The organism is Meridianimarinicoccus marinus (assembly GCF_040689105.1).
GTDB classification, from domain to species: Bacteria; Pseudomonadota; Alphaproteobacteria; order Rhodobacterales; family Rhodobacteraceae; genus Meridianimarinicoccus; species Meridianimarinicoccus marinus.
Genome location: NZ_JBFBVU010000016.1, coordinates 20,841 through 38,227 on the forward strand (window position 1 = coordinate 20,841; position 17,387 = coordinate 38,227).

Genomic DNA, 17,387 nt, shown 5'->3' on the forward strand with positions numbered 1-17,387 from the left:
CAATGCCTGTCCATTGACCAGCAGCGGCTCGCAGCGTCCCGCCCCGCGACCTGACGCCGCGACAGTTTAACCAGATGTCGCTGCAACTCGTGGTTTGCAACCGGAGTGTGCTAGGGTGGCCCGGTCCCATTGTTCAACGCCGTATAGTCCCATGAATACCGAGTTTTCGCTTAGCAGCACCCTGAAAGACAAAATCAAATCGGATCAGGCCCATGTGGCCGTGGTCGGCCTTGGATACGTGGGGCTGCCATTGGCCTTGACGGTGCATGAGGCCGGGTTCCAGGTGACCGGGGTCGATCTGAACTCCGACCGCGTGGCGGCCATCAATGCCGGCCAGCGGGTCATCACCTATCTGGCCGAGGATCGCATCGCCACTGCGGTGGCCAGCGGGCGGTTCGGGGCCAGCGACGATTTCGCCGCGATCCGTGCCGCCGACATCATCCTGATCTGCGTGCCGACCCCGCTGGACAGTGCCGGCGATCCCGATCTGGCCTATGTGCGCAAGGCCGGGGCCAGTCTGTCGGCGCATCTGCAACCCGGTCAGCTTGTGGTGCTGGAAAGCACGGTCTGGCCCGGCGCCACCCAGACGGTACTGCGCCCGCTGCTGGAAAACAGCGGCCTGAGCGCGGGCAAGGACTTCTTCCTGGGGTTCTCGCCCGAACGCGAGGACCCAGGCAACGCGGTGCATCACACCAACACCATTCCCAAGATCGTCGGCGGCGACGATCCCGTCACCCGCGACCTGCTGAAAACCTTCTACGAAAAGGTCGTGTCGCAGGCGGTGCCGGTGGACAGTTGCGCCATTGCCGAGGCGGTGAAACTGGTGGAAAACACCTTCCGCACCGTGAACATCGCCTATGTGAACGAGATGAAGGTGGCGCTGGACCAGATGGGCATCGACATTTGGGATGTGATCCCCGCCGCCGCCACCAAGCCCTTCGGCTACATGCCCTTCTATCCCGGTCCGGGGATCGGCGGCGACTGCATCCCGGTGTCGCCGGTGTTCCTGTCGTGGCGGGCCCGCGACGTGGGATCCGCGCTGCCGCTGGTGGATCTGGCGCGCAGCTATACCGACACCACCCCGGCAACCATCGCCCAACGGATCATCGCCGATATGTCGGTCAAGGCCGGTGTCGCGGCGGCGCAGGCCCGGGTGCTGCTGCTGGGGGTATCCTACAAGAAGGACATCGAGGACAGCCGCGTCAGCCCGGCCATCGCCATCCTGCGCCATCTGGAAGCAGCAGGCGTCACGGTGCACTACCACGATCCCTATTTCCCGGTGATGCCCCTGACCCGCGATGATCCCGATCTGGCAGGCCGGCAAAGCATCGATCTGACCGCCGGGGCGCTGGCGGGGTATGACGCGGTGCTGGTGACCACGGATCACACCCATGTGGATTACGCGCTGGTGGCCGAACATGCCCGGCTGGTCTTCGACAGCCGCAATGTGTTTGACGGACGCGGCATCTCCATCGACCGGGACAAGTTCACCAAGGTCTGAGCCGTCCGCCAACCCCCTATTTCCTTCCCCCGACATGGACAAGGCCGCCACGGCGTGGCCTTGTCGGTGCAAACGTCTCGCGAGAATTGTCGAAGATGCCTTTGCTGAAACGCTATCATGCCGCCGTCGCCCGCCGCAGGTGGAGCCTGCTTCTGGCCCTTCTGGTCATCTCCATGTTGCTGGAGCCCGCATTCGGCAAGGCAAACTGGGTGGAAACGCTGACGCTTTGCCTGCTGGCGCTGACGTTCATCGGCACAATCCAATCCGCCAATATCGCCCGGCCCAAGCAGGTTGCCGGGAATTTCCTTGTCGCGCTCTGGTTCCTGACCAGCATGGCGGACAGGTTCGGATTGGACACTGGCTCGCTGCTGGCGGTCGAAACCGCCTTTCTGCTGGGCGGCACCCTGTGGCTGGTCTTTGACTATCTGTTGCGCGAACGCGCCGGAAATATCGACAGCCTGATGGGGGCCGTATTCGGCTATGTGCTGTTGGCGCTGGTCTGGTCGGTTCTCTACATGCACATTGAAAACCTGCGGCCCGGTGCCTTTGCATTGCGCGACGCTCCTGCCGAGCATGGCCAGTTGGTCTATTTCAGCCTCGTGACCATCACCACGCTGGGCTATGGCGATATTCTTCCGGTGGATCCGCTGGCCCGGATCTGCGCCGGGTTCGAGGCCGCGGTCGGAACCCTGTATGTGGCGGTGCTGATCGGAAGCATTGTCGGGGCGTTTGGAAATTCCGCCAGTCCGCGCCACACTTCGACCTCCCGTCCCGCGTCCGACCCGGGCGCATCCGAAAGGCAAGACCCATGACCGACGCCCCCGCCCCCAAGCCGCCCCGCAGCACAGACGCCATCGCAATCGACCTTGCCATCCGCATGGGTTTTCTGGCGCTTTTTGCCTATCTGTCGCTACGGCTGGTGGCGCCCTTCGCGGCCATCGTGACCTGGTCGGTGGTTCTGGCAGTGGCGCTGCACCCGGTCTATGCGTGGCTGGCCGCCCGTCTGGGAGGACGCAGGAAACTGGCAGCAACCCTGCTGACACTGGTCGGGCTGCTGGTCATCCTGGGCCCGGCGGCGGCGCTGGTCACCAGCACCGTGCGCTCGGTCACCGGTTTTGCCGAGAAAATCCGCACCCAGTCCCTTGAACTGAAAGTGCCGACGTGGCTGTCCGAAATCCCGGTGATCGGACCCGATCTGAACGAGGCCTGGTCCATGATGACCGGCAACCTTGAGACCTTCTTGCACGACTATGGCGCGACGGTCCTGAACCTCGGCACTCACCTGTTGGGAATCGCAGCCGGTCTGGCAGGCGGAATCCTGCAATTCGCCATCTCGATGATCATCGCCGGGTTTCTGTTCGTACCCGGTCACAAGCTGGCAGAAGGGATCCGCCATTTCGGTCGCCGGATCATTGGCGACCGTGGCGCCGGGTTCGTGGATCTGGCCGGTGCCACGATCCGCAACGTGGCGCGCGGCGTGATCGGAGTGTCGCTGCTGCAGGCGCTGCTGCTGGGCATCGGCCTGATCGTGGCGGATGTGCCGGCGGCGGGGCTGCTCACTCTGGCTGCCCTGATCCTGGCCATTGTCCAGATCGGCGCGGCGGTGGTGATCCTGCCGCTGGTGATCTGGGCCTGGACCTCGATGGGAACGCTGCCGGCGCTGCTGTTCACCGCCTACATGGTCCCGGTCGCCACCGTCGACAATATCCTGCGACCCATCGTGATGGCACAGGGGCTGACCACGCCGATGCTGGTGATCCTGCTGGGAGTGATCGGGGGCACCGTCTCGTTCGGGCTGATCGGCCTGTTCATGGGACCGATCGTGCTGGCGGTGTTCTATGAACTGCTGATGTTCTGGGTGGAGGCCCCGCGCGCCCTGGCCGCCGACGACGCCCCGGCCCCCACAGAAGATTGACGCCTCAGCGCAACCCGGCCAGCGCGGCCAGATCCCAGACCGGGCGCGGCCCATCCCTGGGCCCGGTGCCGAACAGGATGCGGCGCGGCACATAGAACCGCGCGTTGACCGAGGACTGCGCCAGTGTCGGCAGCAATCCGACCTCGGCCGCGTCCTGCGAAGTCGCCACGAGGACATAACCCTCGGCTTCGGCCAGCGGCACCTCGCCCGGCTGCGCAGCCCCTTCGCGCACGATGAACTTCGGCGGCACCTCGGGCAGGTCAGAGCGGGTCACGTAGTAGTAGATCATGACCGGCGAGGCCGCGCCGCGCACCAGCCCTTGCGTGGCAAGCGCCTGCTCCGAAAAGGCGGCACTGAGCAGATCCTGCAGAATGCGGACATCATCGGCGCGGAATTCGGCGGGATCCATGTCCTCCAGACGCCACCCGGCAGCAAAGGACTTGCTGGCAGTGTTCGGCGCCCAATCGTCGGGCCGCGCCAGCCACAGGCCCGCCACCACCCCGACCAGTGCCAGCCCGGTCGCCAGCTGCGGGCGCGCCACAACCGGCGCCAACCGCCAGAACACGATCAGCGACAGGATCGGTACCGGCGCGAAGTGATGCGGCAGCACGCGATAGGCCTGCAGGTAGAACAGCGCGAAGTACCCCAATGCCACCAGCGACAGGGCCCGTGACAGGCGATCCTGCCAGAACCATGTCAGCACCGCGAGGCCCGGCAGAAGGCCGCAGGGCACCAGCCAGAACCAGAACCGCTCGACCTCGGCCACGGAGACAAAGCGCAAGCGGCGCAGCAGGTTGCCCGAGCTGAACTCATCCCCCGGCACCGGCAGGCCGAACTGCACCATGACCATCGGCGCCACCCCGGTGACCGCCATCGCCGCCATCGTCAGCCCGCTGGCCAGGAACAAGCGCTTCCAGGGGATCGGCCGCCAGACCAGGAACACCGCCCCCAGCCACATCCCGATGAGGCCGACCGCCGAAGGGATCGACAACAGCAGCAGAAGCAGAAAGGCGAACAGCCAGAGGTACTCGCGCTGCAGGAAGAACCAGACGACCCCCAGCGCGGCGACCACCACCAGCGGTTCGCGGGCCAGCGGCAGGGCTATATCGGCAAAGGACGGATGATAGGTGGCGTGCCACCCGAGGGTGGCGGCGAACAGCACCAACGCAAGGACCAATGCCACCACCGCGCCGTTGCCCAGCGGCGCCGGGCGGTGCCAGCGCACCAGCCCCAGAACCGCCACCGTCAGAAAAGACAACTGAGGCAGCACCGACAGCCGTGCGGACAATTCGTTCTCGCCGAAAAACCGCAGGGTGAACGAGCTGAACACCACCGCCGACGAGGTGGACAACGACGGGTAGGACGCCATGTCGCCCGCCTCTTTCGGCCAGAAGGGGGTGCCAGTCAGAACCATGTTGCGCAGCGAATAGTAGCTGTGCACCCCATCGCCGTTGAAGTTTTCCCAGACGAACTTGGGCAGCAGCACGGCCAGCAACAGCAAGGGCACCGCCAGCAGCGCGGCCATGTCCTGCCCGGCGTTCTGGGATACGCCCTCGGGCAGCCCGCGACGCGCCACCAGCAGGGCACCGGGCAGCGCGGACAGGACCAGAAACAGGCTGAAGCCCGCCCCAGTCAAGGGTTGGGCCAGCGCCATCCCGATCGCACCGGGCGCCAGTGTCAGCCACAGCAGCGACCAGATCAGCCCCTTTAACACGACCGAGGTCATGCCCTGCACCGGCCCCGACAGTCCCAGCGCCAGAAGGATACCGGGCGCAAAGATCAGGGCCGAACTGGTCAACGCGGTGACCGCGACACCCAGATAGATGACCACCGATCCCTGCCCAACGGGGCGGCTAGTGGCAAATTCGGCGACCGGACCGGCAAATGCCGACAGAACGGCCAGAATCAGCAGGCCGAAGCCCAACCTGACGCCGTGTCCCCCCATACGGTTCATTGCCTGCGTATTGTCCAAATCATGGCTCCCGTCCTGCTCGATGGCCCATGCTCTGCGGCGCGCGGGGAAATATATTCATACCCGGATATTCAACCCTGCCCAACGTGAAACTCAAGCCGGGGTATCCATCCCGCGTCGATGTTTCACGATCCGTTCAGCACAGGCATGGGGCGAATGGCGCAGGGTCCCCGAAAGACCAAGCAACACTGCGCCGAAAACCAGGCAGATGGGCGAGAACTGGAAGGGGGAGATCTGGTAGCGGAGGAGGGACTTGAACCCCCGACACGCGGATTATGATTCCGCTGCTCTAACCAACTGAGCTACTCCGCCAAAGAGTGCGCGCTGACTAGGAGACTGGAGCGGACCCGTCAAGAGTGAAATACCGAAATCGGGGAAGTTTCTGGGCGGCGCTCTCGCGCGGACGTGACCGAAGCACGATGGACACCGGCGCCTGCCGTGGTAGCCAAATGGCAGGGGCACTCTGGCCCCGATTGGACGGAGGCCCCGATGACCCACCAGACCCGTGCTGCCGATGTGCTGGCGCAGCGACTTTACCAGGCCGGGTGCCGCCATGCCTTCGGGATGCCGGGCGGCGAGGTGCTGACCCTTGTGGATGCCCTGGACCGCGCCGGGATCGAGTTCGTTCTGGTCAAACATGAAAACGCCGCCGGCTTCATGGCCGAGGCGGTCTGGGCGCGCACCGGGGCGCCGGGCATCCTTGTCGCCACGCTGGGACCGGGGGCGCTGAACGGCATCAACTCGGTCGGCAACGCCCATCAGGATCGGGTGCCGCTGATCGTCCTGACCGGCTGCGTGGACGAGGACGAGGCCCAGACCTACACCCATCAGGTGTTGGATCACGCCGCCGTCTTCGCCCCGCTCACCAAGGCCAGCCTGCGCCTGTCGGCGGGCAGTGCCGATGTGATCGCCGACAAGGCCGTCACCATCGCCACTGAGCCCCGGCCCGGCCCGGTGCACGTCGATGTTCCGATCAGCGTGGCCGCCGCCGACGCGCCGCCGCCCTCGCCTTTCGCACGGCGGCAACTGGCCGCGCCTGCCGCCCCCGCCGGACCGGATCTGGACACTGCCCGCGCCTGGCTGGCCGAGGCCGACCGCCCGATCATTGTGGTCGGACTGGACGCGCTGAACGAAGGCGCGGGTGCCGCGGTGCAGGACTTCGCCGAGGCCCACGGCGTGCCCTTCGTCACCACCTACCGCGCCAAGGGGATCGTGGACGAATCGCACCCCCTCTGTCTGGGCGGGGCCGGCCTGTCGCCGCTGGCCGATGCCACGCTGGTGCCGCTGGTGCAAAGCGCCGATCTGATCCTGACGCTGGGCTATGATCCGATCGAGATGCGGCCGGGCTGGCGCAATATCTGGGATGCCAGCGTGGACCGGGTAATCGAGATCGCGCCGGTGCCCAATCATCACTACATGCATCAATCCAGCCTGACCTTTCAGGCCGGGGTCGCCGAAAGCCTTCAGGCCCTTTCCGCAGGGGTGGCGCCCCGCGCCACATGGCCCGGCCAAGAGCCGCAGGCGGCGAAAGCCGCGCTGGCCCGTGCCTTTCCCGCCGATGCCGACTGGGGCCCCGGTGCCATCGTCGCCACCGCCCGCGCCACCCTGCCGCCCGAGACCATCGCCACCGTGGACAGCGGCGCGCATCGCATCCTGCTGTCGCAGATGTGGTCCTGCCCCGGCCCGCGCAGCCTGCTGCAATCCTCGGCCCTGTGCACCATGGGCTGCGCCATCCCGCTGGCCCTGGGCGCGGCGATGGTCGACCCCGACCGCCCGGTCGTGGCCTTCACCGGCGACGCGGGCTTCCTGATGGTCGCGGGCGAGTTGGCCACGGCGCAGGAACGCGGCCTGAAACCGATCATCGTGGTTTTCGTCGATGCGAGCCTTGCCCTGATCGAGTTGAAACAGCGCCAGCGGCAACTGCCCAACCGCGCTGTGGACTTCGCCCGCCATGACTATGCCGCCATCGGTCTGGCTTTCGGAGGCCACGGGGTCACGGTGTCGGATCGCGACGGGTTGCAAGCCGCCCTGAGTGACGCCCTGACCGCCGACCGCTTTACCGTCATTGCCGCAATCTTCGACCGGGAAGCCTATGATGGCCGGATCTGACCCGCGCGCTGCGCTGGACGGGATCGTCGTGCTGGATCTCAGCCGGATTCTGGCCGGTCCCACCTGCACCCAGCTTCTGGGCGATCTTGGCGCCACCGTCTGGAAGATCGAGAACCCGAAGACCGGCGGCGACGACACCCGGCAATGGGGTCCGCCTTATGCCCCCGGCGCCGATGGCAGCGACAGCGACCTGTCGGCCTATTTCATGAGCGCCAACCGCAACAAGCGCTCGGTCGCCGCCGACCTCAGCGACCCGGACGACCGCGCCATGCTGGAGGCGCTGGCCGCCCGCGCCGACATCGTGATCGAGAATTTCAAACCCGGCGGGCTGATCCCCTTTCGGCTAGATCACCAGACGCTTTGTGCGCGCCATCCGGGGCTGATCTATTGCTCGATCTCGGGGTTCGGCCAGACCGGCCCCAACCGCGACAAGCCCGGCTATGACCTGATGGCGCAGGGCTATGGCGGCATCATGAGCCTGACCGGCGCCCCCGACGGCCCGCCGATGAAAGTGGGCGTGGGCATCGCCGACGTGATGTGCGGGATGTACGCAACCATCGGCATCCTCGCCGCCCTGCGCCACCGCGACGCCACCGGCGAAGGCCAGCACATCGACCTGTCGCTGGTCGACAGCCAGATGGCCTGGACGATCAACGAAGGGGTGAACTACCTGACTTCGGGCGAGCTGCCGGTGCGGCGCGGCAACGCCCATCCCAACATCGTGCCCTACGATGTCTTTGCAACGCGCGACGGCCATGTGATCGTGGCAGTGGGCAATGACGCCCAGTTCCGCCGCTTCTGCGATTTCCTGAACCGCGCCGATCTGGCCGCCGACCCGCGCTTTGCCACCAATCCGGGGCGACTGACGCATCGCGATGCACTGCTGCCCGAAATCGCCGCCGCCCTGCGCTTCTGGACCACCGACGCCATCATCACTGGGCTTGAGGCCCGCAAGGTGCCGGTCGGCCCGGTCAACACGCTGGACCGCGCCCTGGGCTCGGATCAGGCCCGGGCGCGCGATGCGGTGGTCGAGATGCCGGGGCCGGCCGGGCCGCTGCGCCTGCTGGGAAATCCGCTGAAACTATCGGCCACGCCAGTCCGCTATGAACGCCCGCCGCCTCATTTCGGCGCCGACACCGAGGCGCTGAAAGCCTTCCTTTCCGCCAAAAAGGCTCCCGAATAGGCTGTATTTCCCGGCATCTGGACGCCTTCGCCCTACACGTTCGTACACAAACCCGTTGGTTCGCGCTTCGTCGCTGGACAGGCCCGCGATCGCTTCCCACAACAGATAGGAACCCAAGTGGAGAGTGACCGTGCAGACAGATCTATTTGGCAGCGACGTTTCGTTGGACAATTCCGCCTCGTTGGCGGAATGGAACGCGCTGCAACTGGCGTTTCTGGCGCATGGGGCTTCGACACCCGACCATCTGGGGGCCACCCTGAAGGCCGCCCCCGACTTTGCCCTCGGCCACGCCACCAAAGGATTGTTCCTGTTGCTGCTGGGGCGGCGCGAGTTGATCGCCACCGCGCGCGAGGCCCTGCAGGCCGCCCGTCAGGGCCGCGCCGACAGCGCCCGCGAGCGCGCCTTCATCGACGCGCTGGCCGCCTGGCTTGACGGCAGTCCGGAACGCGCGGCGGACCGCGTGGAAAGCGTGCTGGACAGCGATCCCACAGACACGCTGGCCCTGAAGATCAGCCACGCGATCCGCTTCATCCTGGGGCACAAGGGCCGGATGCTGGCGCGGCTGAACGCAGCTCTGCCCCGGATCGGCGAAGATCACGCGGCCAAGGGCTATCTTCTGGGCTGCCACGCCTTCGCGCTTGAGGAAAACGGCTTTTACGCCGACGCCCGCAAGGCCGGTGAGGCTGGGTTGGAGCGAGCCGCCGACGACGCCTGGGGCCTGCACGCGGTGGCGCATGTGCACGACATGACCGGTGACAGCCGGGGCGGTCTGGCCTGGCTGACCGGCAAGGAAGCCGCCTGGGCCCATTGCAACAACTTCCGCTTCCACGTCTGGTGGCACAAGGCGCTGATGCATCTGGATCAGGGTGACCATGCCACCGTTCTGGACCTGTACGACCACAAGATCCGCGCCGAGCATACCGACGACTACCGCGATATCTCGAACGCCACCTCGTTGCTGATGCGGCTGGAACTGGAGGGCGTGCCGGTGGGCGACCGCTGGGAGGAACTGGCGGATCTGTCCGAAACCCGCATCGGCGACGGCTGCCTGATCTTTGCCGATCTGCATTATCTTCTGGCGCTGGTCAGCGATGACCGCGACGCCGCCACGCACCAATTGGTAGCGCGTATTGTGGCCGACGGACAGGCACAGGCGACGGACTATGCGCCGGTCTTTGACCATCCCGGCGTTGCCGCTGCCCATGGGCTGGAAGCCTTTGGCGAAGGCAACTACGCGCAGGCCTTCCAGAGCCTCGCCGCCGCCCGCCCGGCCATGCAGCGCGCCGGCGGCAGCCATGCCCAGCGGGACGTTTTCGAACGCATCACCATCGATGCGGGCATTCGCGCAGGGCAGTTGGGCAAGGTCGAGGATATTCTGGACGCGCGCAGCGCCCTGCGCGACGGGGCCGAGGACAGCTTTGCCCGCCAGCGGCGCGAAATGATCAACGACCTGAGGCGTCCCGCTTTGGCGGTCCCCGCCCAGTAACGAGCCGGAAAGACCCGATCCCATGAGTGCCCTGAGTTCCAACCCCCCGCAGGCCCGGCCGGCGCCGGCGGCCGCCACCCCCGCGCCAACGGCCCGCGTCCGCGATATCCGCCTGGATTTCTACCGCGGCATTGCGATGTACATCATCCTGATGGCGCATATCCCCTACAACACCTTCACCAACTGGATCCCGGCGCGGTTCGGCTTTTCAGACGCGACCGAGATCTTCGTGTTCTGCTCGGGCATGGCCTCGGCCATCGCTTTTGGCCGGGTCTTTGTGGATCGCGGCTGGGGCATGGGGGCGCTGCGGATTTCTTACCGGGTCTGGCAGGTCTACTGGGCGCATATCGGGTTGTTCTTCGCGGTGGCCATGACCCTGGCCGCGCTGGACGCCACCGGTCTGTTCGAGCGCGACTATATCGGCGACCTGAACCTGTATCCGTTCTTCGTCGACAACACCCAGCAGCAGCTGATCGGGCTGATGACCCTGCGCTATGTGCCGAACTACTTCGACATCCTGCCCATGTACCTGGTGATTCTGGCCATGATCCCGCTGATGATGGGGCTGGCGCGCATTCATCCGTACCTGGCCCTGGGCGCCTCGGCCGCGATCTGGCTGGTGACGCAGACCGGCGCGCTGTCGCTGCCGGCGGAACCCTGGACGGATCGCGAGTGGTTCTTCAACCCTTTCGGCTGGCAGTTGATCTTCTTTACCGGCTTTGCCTTCATTCGCGGCTGGCTGCCCGCGCCACCGGTGCGCAAGGATCTGGTGCTGCTGGCGGTGCTTCTGTTGCTGGTGACAATTCCCTTCGCCCGCTGGCAGATTTTTATCCATGTGGACTGGATCAAGGACTGGCGGGCCGACCATCGGGTGCTGATCGCCAAGACCGACTTCGGGCTGCTGCGCTATGTGCACTTCCTGCTGCTGGGTTATGTGTTCTGGGTTCTGGCCGGGCCCGGCGGGTCGCACATCCGCGCCCATGGCGAGGGGTTGGTGTCACGGGTTTGGGGCTTCGTGATGAAATGCATCCTGAAGGTCGGGCAACAGTCGCTGGCGGTGTTCATCACCTCCATGTGGCTGGCGCGGATGCTGGGCGCATGGCTGGACGTGATCGGGCGCACCACGCCCAGCTTCTGGCTGGTCAACCTGACCGGCATGGCGCTGATCACCCTGACCGCCTTTGGCGTCGCCTGGATCAAGGGCCACCCCTGGCGCAAACCGGCCTGAGCCGGAGACTAGCTGCCGCCGCGCGTCTCGATCCAGTCCAGCACCAGATCGGCCCAACCCTCGGGCACCGTGTGGCCGCCGTCGAACAGGGCAAATTCCAGCGCCGTGCCGGGGGCGCAGCCGGACCAGCGGCGCAGCAGGAAACTGCCTTCGCGCGCAGAGAACGAGGCATCGGGACGCGGGCAGCCATTGGCGGCCCGCCAGATGCCCAGGGCTTCGAATACATTGCCCTGAAGGGCGCGCCCGCCGCGCAGCGGTCGGCCTTCCAGCGGCACGGTGGTGTCACGCCAGCCATGGGTCTGAAGCAGGCGCACCGGGCCCTGGCAGCTTTCGGGATGGGGCCGCCAGAAGGTGCCCGCCACCGGCACATAGGCCGCGAATGCCTCGGGCGTGTCGCAGGCCACATAGGTGGCCATGAAGGCGCCGTTGGAAAACCCGCCCAGCACCACACGGGCGCCGTCGATACCGAAGCGGGCGACGGCATCGGCCCGCACGGCGTCGAGAAATGCGGCTTCGTCGCGCGGATCGTCGCCCCGGCCGCTGAAATTCCAGCGGTAGCCCGAGGGCCTGGTGGTCATCGGCGAGCCATTGGGCGCGATCACCGCCCAGCCGCGGTCCAGAAACGGCTGCGCGACGGTGGCCGCGCGGATACTGGACGCGCCGCTGCCGCCCAGCCCGTGCAGCCAGATCAGCGCAGGCACAGGTCCGGTGGTCCCTTCGGGCAGGGCGATGTGATAGGCGCCGCCCTTGACCTGGCAGGCCAAGGCCGGGTCCGGGCAGGCGGCGGCAGGCGTCCCCGCCAGCGCCAGCGCCGCGCATAGCATCCAGGATTTTCGACGCGTCATTGCAGCCTTTCGGTCACGGGCAATCCGCGCGCCAGCCAGCCCGGCCCCGCGCGCGACCCGAGCATCCCCTCGGGCACATCCACAAGATTGCCAATCCCGGCCGATTGCAAGCGCGCCGTGAGCTGGCTGGACCGCACGCCGCGCGCGCAGATCAGCGCGATGGGCCGGGCCGGATCGGCGGCGGTGATCCGCGCCAGTGCCTCGGTGAAATCCGGGCGGCGCATGTCCAGCGGCACCGCCCCCGCGCCCACGCCGGTGGCCGCCCATTCATCGGGACGGCGAATGTCGATCAGAAAGATCTGGCCTGCGGCGGCCAGATCATGGGCTTCGACCGGGGTGATTTGCCGGCCGTCGAAGGGGCGGCGCAGGATCCAGGCGTACCAGCCGCCGGCGGCAAGTGCCGCGCCGCTGAGCCCGCCCAGAAGCAGGGTTCGGCGTGACAGAGGGCCACCCGGTCGCAGTCGCATGATGCCGTCGCCTCCCTTGCCGGTGGGTCGCCGGTCAGTTCACCTGCGGCGCGTCGGACGACCACTTGGGAATGGTGCTGTCCGAGGCCGGGGCAGGTTCCAGCCCGACCCAGTTGCTTTCGGACAGTTGCAAGTTACCCGGAATGTCCTCTTCCCAGAAGCCCACAACGGTCTTGGTGATGTTCAGGTACAGCTTGCCGTCGACGATCCGCCACAGCGTCGGGTTGCCCGGCACCTTGCCACCCTTGGCCACGCCATAGGCGCAATGGCCATCGTATTGCGGCAGGTATTTCTCGGGATCCGCCAGGAAGGCCGCCCGATTGGCCTCGGACGCGAAGGCGAAGGTAGCGCCGTTGTAGTCGGCGGTCAGGCTGGTGCGGCCCTTTTCCGGAGACGGCTGGGACTGGCCGACCGCAACCTGATCGAGACCCCAGTAGGACACCACGTCATAGCCCGACACGGCATAGCCGGTTTCGTCGATGAATTGCTCCCCGGCCCAAAGCGCCGAGGTTGCGGCGGCAGAAAAGGCCAGCGCCAGAAGGGAAGAGCGGAACATGAGGGATCTCCATCTTGTCAAAGTCACACAGTGAATACCCGCTCAAGAGCCCCCCCGCATCCCACCCTCCCGCGACTGTGAAGGGTTGTGTGCGGGGGTCATGGCAAGGGCCCGGCAGCCGGCGCCTGCCAGCCCGGCGCACCGCCCCTTGCCAGCCCCGCGCCCCTGCCCTAGAACCCGTCCCGTTGACAGCAGGAGAGACAGCATGCTCGACCTCACCTATGAGGCCCCCAAGCCGAAAGTGATCGCAGGCGCCAAGCAGGACTGGGAACTGGTGATCGGCCTTGAGGTGCATGCGCAGGTGTCCTCCAACGCCAAGCTGTTTTCCGGCGCCTCGACCCAATTCGGCGCCGAGCCCAATTCCAACGTCGCCTTCGTGGACGCCGGGATGCCGGGGATGCTGCCGGTCATCAACGAGGGCTGCGTGGCGCTGGCGGTCAAGACCGGGCTGGGCCTGAAGGCGCAGATCAACCTGACTTCGGCCTTCGACCGGAAGAACTATTTCTATCCCGACCTGCCGCAGGGCTACCAGATCAGCCAACTGTATCACCCCATCGTTGGCGAGGGCGAGGTGATCGTGGACATGGCACCGGGCGTCGCGCGCAAAGTGCGGATCGAGCGCATCCACCTTGAACAGGACGCCGGCAAGTCGATCCACGACATGGACCCGCATATGTCCTTCGTGGACCTGAACCGCACCGGTGTCGCCCTGATGGAGATCGTCAGCCGCCCCGACATTCGTGGCCCCGAAGAGGCCGCCGCCTATGTCGTCAAGCTGCGCCAGATCCTGCGCTATCTGGGCACCTGCGACGGCAACATGCAAAACGGCAACCTGCGCGCCGACGTGAACGTCTCGGTCTGTGCGCCGGGCGCCTATGAGAAATACCAGGCGACGCAGGACTTCAGCCATCTGGGCACGCGCTGCGAGATCAAGAACATGAACTCGATGCGCTTCATTCAGCAGGCCATCGACTATGAGGCCCGCCGCCAGATCGCCATTCTGGAAGACGGCGGCGAGATCGTGCAGGAAACCCGCTTGTATGACTCGGACAAGGGTGAGACCCGCTCGATGCGGTCCAAGGAAGAGGCGCATGACTATCGCTATTTCCCCTGCCCCGACCTGCTGCCGCTGGAAATCGAACAGGCCTGGGTGGACGAGATCGCCGCGACCCTTCCCGAATTGCCGGACGAGAAGAAGGCCCGTTTCATCACTGAATTCGGCATGACCGAATACGATGCCAGCGTGCTGACCGCCTCGGCCGAAAACGCCGCCTATTTCGAGGATGTCGCCAAGGGCCGTGACGGCAAGCTGGCCGCGAACTGGGTCATCAACGAGTTGTTCGGCCGCCTGAAGAAGGAAGACCACGACATCAGCGAAAGCCCGGTGTCGGCGGCCCAGCTTGGCGGCATCATCGAGCTGATCTCGAAAGGCGACATTTCGGGCAAGATTGCCAAGGATCTGTTCGAGATCGTCTATACCGAAGGCGGCGACCCGGCGCAGATCGTCGAGGATCGCGGCATGAAGCAGGTCACCGACACCGGCGCCATCGAGGCTGCCGTGGACAAGGTCATCGCCGAAAACCCGGCGCAGGTGGAAAAGGCCAAGCAGAACCCGAAACTGGCGGGCTGGTTCGTCGGTCAGGTCATGAAGGCCACCGGCGGCAAGGCCAACCCCAAGGCGGTCAACCAGATCGTGGCGGCCAGGCTGGCGCAGTAATCCGCCACATCTGTCACTGGAAATGCCGGGCTGTCCGAATGGGCGGCCCGCTGCCGTTTCAACCCTCGGCCACGGGATGCAGAATCACCCGGCGGCCCAGGGTCACGACCCGGAAGCAGCGCCGGTCGGCGGCGCGGCGCAGGTCGTCCTCCTGCAGCGAAGCGCAGAACCGGCCCCGGCGATAGTCCCAACTGCCGACAAAGGGCTTGCCAAGATAGGTGCCGACCAACAGGCCATCCGGTTCGACCGTGACATCGACCCCATCGCCGCGCAGTTGATAGCCCACCACCGCCTTGCGGAACGCCTTGCCGCGATCCAGTTCCTGATGGCCCGGCTGCACCGGCGCGTCGGACGACAGAACCACCGGATCAGTGGTGCCGCAGGCGGAGAGCACGGCACACAACAGACTTGTTGAAAAGGGAATCTTCATGGAACCCCGGAAACCTCCGGCAAGGCCGGAACCGGCTCTCCGCCCGCGTCGAAAGTATCGCGGAAAGCCCTGACGCCGGCCCAGTTTCGGCGGAATAGGTAAACGAAGCCCTTGCCCGGCCCCGTTTTGCATCGGTCCCGCCCTGTGACCTCGACGCGACGGCTGGACGCGCGTTCGCTCACGCGACATGTTGGGGCCTTCCCGCAGGGCATCAGAGGCCGATAATTGCCGGGCAACGCCAAGAGGTTCCCAATGTCGCATTTCGAGTACAAGGTCACCCCCGCCCCCGCCCGTGGCGTGAAAGGCAAGGGCGGCAGTGATGCCGGCAGCCGCTTTGCCGCGACCCTGTCCGAGGCGCTGAACAAGGAAGCCAAAGACGGATGGGACTTCCTGCGCGCCGAGACCCTGCCCGTCGAGGAGCGGCAAGGCCTGACCGGCACCAAGACCGTGTTCCGCTCGATGCTGGTGTTCCGCCGCAGCGTGGATCTGTCCGAGGAGGAGGCGACCAAAGCCGCGCTGCGGTTGCTGGAAGACCGGACGGATGACCGAACCGAAGACCGCACGGAAGACCGAACGGACGAGGGCTGAGCCCATGGCCACCCCGGACAAGACGCCCGACCCCGCCAAATGGGTCTTCCTGACGACGCTGACCCTGTCGGTGCTGGCCATCACCTTTCTGGCGGGCCTGTACCTGGCGCACAGCCGCCACCCGCTTTACCGGTCCTTCATCGGCTTCACCAAGAACATCAGCCTTGTCTTCGAAGAGCGCGAGAACCTTGTTCCCGACGGCGAGCCCATTCATTTCCTGCAACCGGCGCGCAAGCCCGGCGACGGGGTGACGGTCAACGGCCTGCCCGACGACGGCGCGACGATCCTGATCGCGGGCTTCTTCGACGAGGGCAACGCGGCCCGGCTGATGCGCCGCGACGGCACCCTTCTGGCCGAATGGCCGCTGCGGTTTTCCGAGCATTTCCCCGACCCGTCACATCTGCGCTTTGCCCCGGCAACGGATCGCAACATCGACACCCACGGATCTCTGGCGCTGCCCGATGGGTCGCTGGTCTTCAACTGGGAATACGGCGGCAGCGTGAAGCTGTCGCGCTGTGGCGATGTGGTGTGGACGGTGCCCGAGATCACCCATCATTCCATCGAACGGGCGGAAACGGGCGGCTACTGGGTGCCGGGCCGCGCCTATTTGGGGGCGGAGACCGATGACATCTATCCCCCCGTCACCCGGCTTAAGAAGAAGGTCGCCTACCCCGAGGATCTGATCCTGCGGCTGGACGAGGACGGCAAGGTTCTGGATCGCAAATCGGTCCCCGAAATCCTGTGGGACAACGGGTTGCAAGGGGTGATGACCGCCGGTGGCTTCAGTTTCGATCCCCGGAGCGACTGGGAAGACGAGTTGGTCCATGTCAACAAGATCACCGAGTTGAGCAGCGCGCTGGCCCCGGCCTTCCCGATGTTCGAGGCCGGCGATCTGATGCTGTCGCTGCGCACCCACAACCTCGTGTTCGTGGTGGATCCCGACGACTGGCGCGTCAAGTGGCACCAGACCGGGCCCTGGCTGCGCCAGCACGATCCCGAATTCAACGCGGACGGCACCATCACCGTGTTCAACAACAACCGCTTCCTGACCGACCTCGGCCCGCTGGACCGCTCCCTGCCCGACACGCCGATGGTCAGCAACATCCTGCGCATCGACCCGGAAACGCGGGCAACTTCGGTCGCGGCAGGCATGGCCCCCGAGCAGGCGTTCCTGTCGGTGATCCGGGGCAAGCATGACCCGGTGCCGGGCGGCGGCTTCATCATCACCGAATTCGAAGGCGGACGCGCCTTCCAGACCGACGCGGAGGGCCGTGTCGTCTGGGAATTCCTCAACCGCTATGACGACACGCAGGTGGCCGAACTGACCGAAGCCCGGCTTAACCCCGAAGGCTATTTCACCGTGACCGACTGGAGTTGCCCGCCGCGCTGA

Annotated in this window: 15 protein-coding genes and 1 tRNA gene; 10 read left to right on the top strand and 6 right to left on the bottom strand. The window is 66.0% G+C overall.

Annotated features, from left to right (window positions below):
• Positions 1 to 151 precede the first annotated feature (151 nt).
• The 3 genes from AB0T83_RS12980 (at position 152) to AB0T83_RS12990 (ending at position 3,416) form a co-directional block, all read left to right on the top strand.
• Entirely contained in the window at positions 152 to 1,501 is a 1,350-nt protein-coding gene (locus tag AB0T83_RS12980) for a nucleotide sugar dehydrogenase (protein ID WP_366193564.1), read from the top strand.
• Positions 1,502 to 1,596: 95 nt separating this feature from the next.
• Positions 1,597 to 2,313 (top strand): potassium channel family protein, encoded by a 717-nt coding sequence (locus AB0T83_RS12985; protein WP_366193565.1) that lies wholly within the window; start codon positions 1,597 to 1,599, stop codon positions 2,311 to 2,313.
• Positions 2,310 to 3,416 carry an AI-2E family transporter gene (locus tag AB0T83_RS12990; RefSeq protein WP_366193566.1) on the top strand — a complete coding sequence of 369 codons (1,107 nt, stop codon included), beginning with the start codon at positions 2,310 to 2,312 and terminating at the stop codon, positions 3,414 to 3,416. Before AB0T83_RS12985 ends, AB0T83_RS12990 begins: the two co-directional genes overlap by 4 nt.
• Positions 3,417 to 3,420: 4 nt before the next feature.
• On the opposite strand, the gene AB0T83_RS12995 is transcribed toward AB0T83_RS12990, so the two are convergent.
• Both AB0T83_RS12995 and AB0T83_RS13000 read right to left on the bottom strand, forming a co-directional pair.
• A complete protein-coding gene (locus AB0T83_RS12995) occupies positions 3,421 to 5,370 on the bottom strand; it encodes a hypothetical protein (protein WP_366193567.1) in 1,950 nt (649 codons plus the stop codon).
• Positions 5,371 to 5,623: 253 nt separating this feature from the next.
• Positions 5,624 to 5,700, bottom strand: a tRNA-Met gene (locus tag AB0T83_RS13000).
• 177 nt (positions 5,701 to 5,877) lie between these two features.
• On the opposite strand from AB0T83_RS13000, the gene AB0T83_RS13005 reads away from it, so the two are divergent.
• The 4 genes from AB0T83_RS13005 (at position 5,878) to AB0T83_RS13020 (ending at position 11,394) form a co-directional block, all read left to right on the top strand.
• On the top strand, positions 5,878 to 7,497 hold the full coding sequence (locus AB0T83_RS13005) for a thiamine pyrophosphate-binding protein (protein ID WP_366193568.1): 1,620 nt from the start codon (positions 5,878 to 5,880) through the stop codon (positions 7,495 to 7,497).
• Positions 7,484 to 8,680 (top strand): CaiB/BaiF CoA transferase family protein, encoded by a 1,197-nt coding sequence (locus AB0T83_RS13010; RefSeq protein ID WP_366193569.1) that lies wholly within the window; start codon positions 7,484 to 7,486, stop codon positions 8,678 to 8,680. The genes AB0T83_RS13005 and AB0T83_RS13010 overlap by 14 nt, the downstream gene beginning before the upstream one ends.
• Positions 8,681 to 8,810: 130 nt before the next feature.
• Positions 8,811 to 10,166, top strand: coding sequence for a tetratricopeptide repeat protein (locus tag AB0T83_RS13015; protein WP_366193570.1), 1,356 nt, complete (start codon positions 8,811 to 8,813; stop codon positions 10,164 to 10,166).
• 22 nt (positions 10,167 to 10,188) lie between these two features.
• Entirely contained in the window at positions 10,189 to 11,394 is a 1,206-nt protein-coding gene (locus AB0T83_RS13020) for an OpgC family protein (RefSeq protein WP_366193571.1), read from the top strand.
• 8 nt (positions 11,395 to 11,402) lie between these two features.
• On the opposite strand, the gene AB0T83_RS13025 is transcribed toward AB0T83_RS13020, so the two are convergent.
• Genes AB0T83_RS13025 through AB0T83_RS13035 form a run of 3 tightly spaced genes read right to left on the bottom strand, consistent with a single transcriptional unit; the run spans position 11,403 to position 13,262 of the window.
• Complete coding sequence (locus tag AB0T83_RS13025) at positions 11,403 to 12,239, bottom strand: CE1 family esterase (protein ID WP_366193572.1); 837 nt, start codon at positions 12,237 to 12,239, stop codon at positions 11,403 to 11,405.
• Positions 12,236 to 12,706 (bottom strand): rhodanese-like domain-containing protein, encoded by a 471-nt coding sequence (locus AB0T83_RS13030; protein WP_366193573.1) that lies wholly within the window; start codon positions 12,704 to 12,706, stop codon positions 12,236 to 12,238. Before AB0T83_RS13030 ends, AB0T83_RS13025 begins: the two co-directional genes overlap by 4 nt.
• 34 nt (positions 12,707 to 12,740) lie before the next feature.
• A complete protein-coding gene (locus tag AB0T83_RS13035; RefSeq protein WP_366193574.1) occupies positions 12,741 to 13,262 on the bottom strand; it encodes a YHS domain-containing (seleno)protein in 522 nt (173 codons plus the stop codon).
• Positions 13,263 to 13,467: 205 nt separating this feature from the next.
• Here AB0T83_RS13035 and gatB point away from each other — a divergent pair, with 205 nt between their 5' ends.
• Positions 13,468 to 14,979 carry an Asp-tRNA(Asn)/Glu-tRNA(Gln) amidotransferase subunit GatB gene (gene gatB, locus AB0T83_RS13040; protein WP_366193575.1) on the top strand — a complete coding sequence of 504 codons (1,512 nt, stop codon included), beginning with the start codon at positions 13,468 to 13,470 and terminating at the stop codon, positions 14,977 to 14,979.
• Positions 14,980 to 15,037: 58 nt separating this feature from the next.
• Here gatB and AB0T83_RS13045 read toward each other — a convergent pair whose 3' ends face one another.
• Positions 15,038 to 15,409: a hypothetical protein gene (locus AB0T83_RS13045; RefSeq protein WP_366193576.1), complete on the bottom strand. Its 372-nt coding sequence runs from the start codon at positions 15,407 to 15,409 to the stop codon at positions 15,038 to 15,040.
• A 252-nt stretch (positions 15,410 to 15,661) separates the two neighbouring features.
• Between AB0T83_RS13045 and AB0T83_RS13050 the strand changes: the two genes are divergently transcribed.
• Positions 15,662 to 15,997, top strand: a complete 336-nt coding sequence (locus AB0T83_RS13050; RefSeq protein ID WP_366193577.1) for a DUF4177 domain-containing protein — start codon at positions 15,662 to 15,664, stop codon at positions 15,995 to 15,997.
• 4 nt (positions 15,998 to 16,001) lie between these two features.
• Entirely contained in the window at positions 16,002 to 17,387 is a 1,386-nt protein-coding gene (locus AB0T83_RS13055) for an arylsulfotransferase family protein (protein ID WP_366193578.1), read from the top strand.

Excerpts from the sequence above, each read along its gene's own strand:
- AB0T83_RS12980 (WP_366193564.1), top strand. The coding sequence starts at position 152 with ATGAATACCGAGTTTTCGCTTAGCAGCACCCTGAAAGACAAAATCAAA.
- AB0T83_RS12985 (WP_366193565.1), top strand. The coding sequence starts at position 1,597 with ATGCCTTTGCTGAAACGCTATCATGCCGCCGTCGCCCGCCGCAGGTGG.
- AB0T83_RS12990 (WP_366193566.1), top strand. The coding sequence starts at position 2,310 with ATGACCGACGCCCCCGCCCCCAAGCCGCCCCGCAGCACAGACGCCATC.
- AB0T83_RS12995 (WP_366193567.1), bottom strand. The coding sequence starts at position 5,370 with ATGAACCGTATGGGGGGACACGGCGTCAGGTTGGGCTTCGGCCTGCTG.
- AB0T83_RS13005 (WP_366193568.1), top strand. The coding sequence starts at position 5,878 with ATGACCCACCAGACCCGTGCTGCCGATGTGCTGGCGCAGCGACTTTAC.
- AB0T83_RS13010 (WP_366193569.1), top strand. The coding sequence starts at position 7,484 with ATGGCCGGATCTGACCCGCGCGCTGCGCTGGACGGGATCGTCGTGCTG.
- AB0T83_RS13020 (WP_366193571.1), top strand. The coding sequence starts at position 10,189 with ATGAGTGCCCTGAGTTCCAACCCCCCGCAGGCCCGGCCGGCGCCGGCG.
- AB0T83_RS13025 (WP_366193572.1), bottom strand. The coding sequence starts at position 12,239 with ATGACGCGTCGAAAATCCTGGATGCTATGCGCGGCGCTGGCGCTGGCG.
- AB0T83_RS13030 (WP_366193573.1), bottom strand. The coding sequence starts at position 12,706 with ATGCGACTGCGACCGGGTGGCCCTCTGTCACGCCGAACCCTGCTTCTG.
- AB0T83_RS13035 (WP_366193574.1), bottom strand. The coding sequence starts at position 13,262 with ATGTTCCGCTCTTCCCTTCTGGCGCTGGCCTTTTCTGCCGCCGCAACC.
- gatB (WP_366193575.1), top strand. The coding sequence starts at position 13,468 with ATGCTCGACCTCACCTATGAGGCCCCCAAGCCGAAAGTGATCGCAGGC.
- AB0T83_RS13045 (WP_366193576.1), bottom strand. The coding sequence starts at position 15,409 with ATGAAGATTCCCTTTTCAACAAGTCTGTTGTGTGCCGTGCTCTCCGCC.
- AB0T83_RS13050 (WP_366193577.1), top strand. The coding sequence starts at position 15,662 with ATGTCGCATTTCGAGTACAAGGTCACCCCCGCCCCCGCCCGTGGCGTG.
- AB0T83_RS13055 (WP_366193578.1), top strand. The coding sequence starts at position 16,002 with ATGGCCACCCCGGACAAGACGCCCGACCCCGCCAAATGGGTCTTCCTG.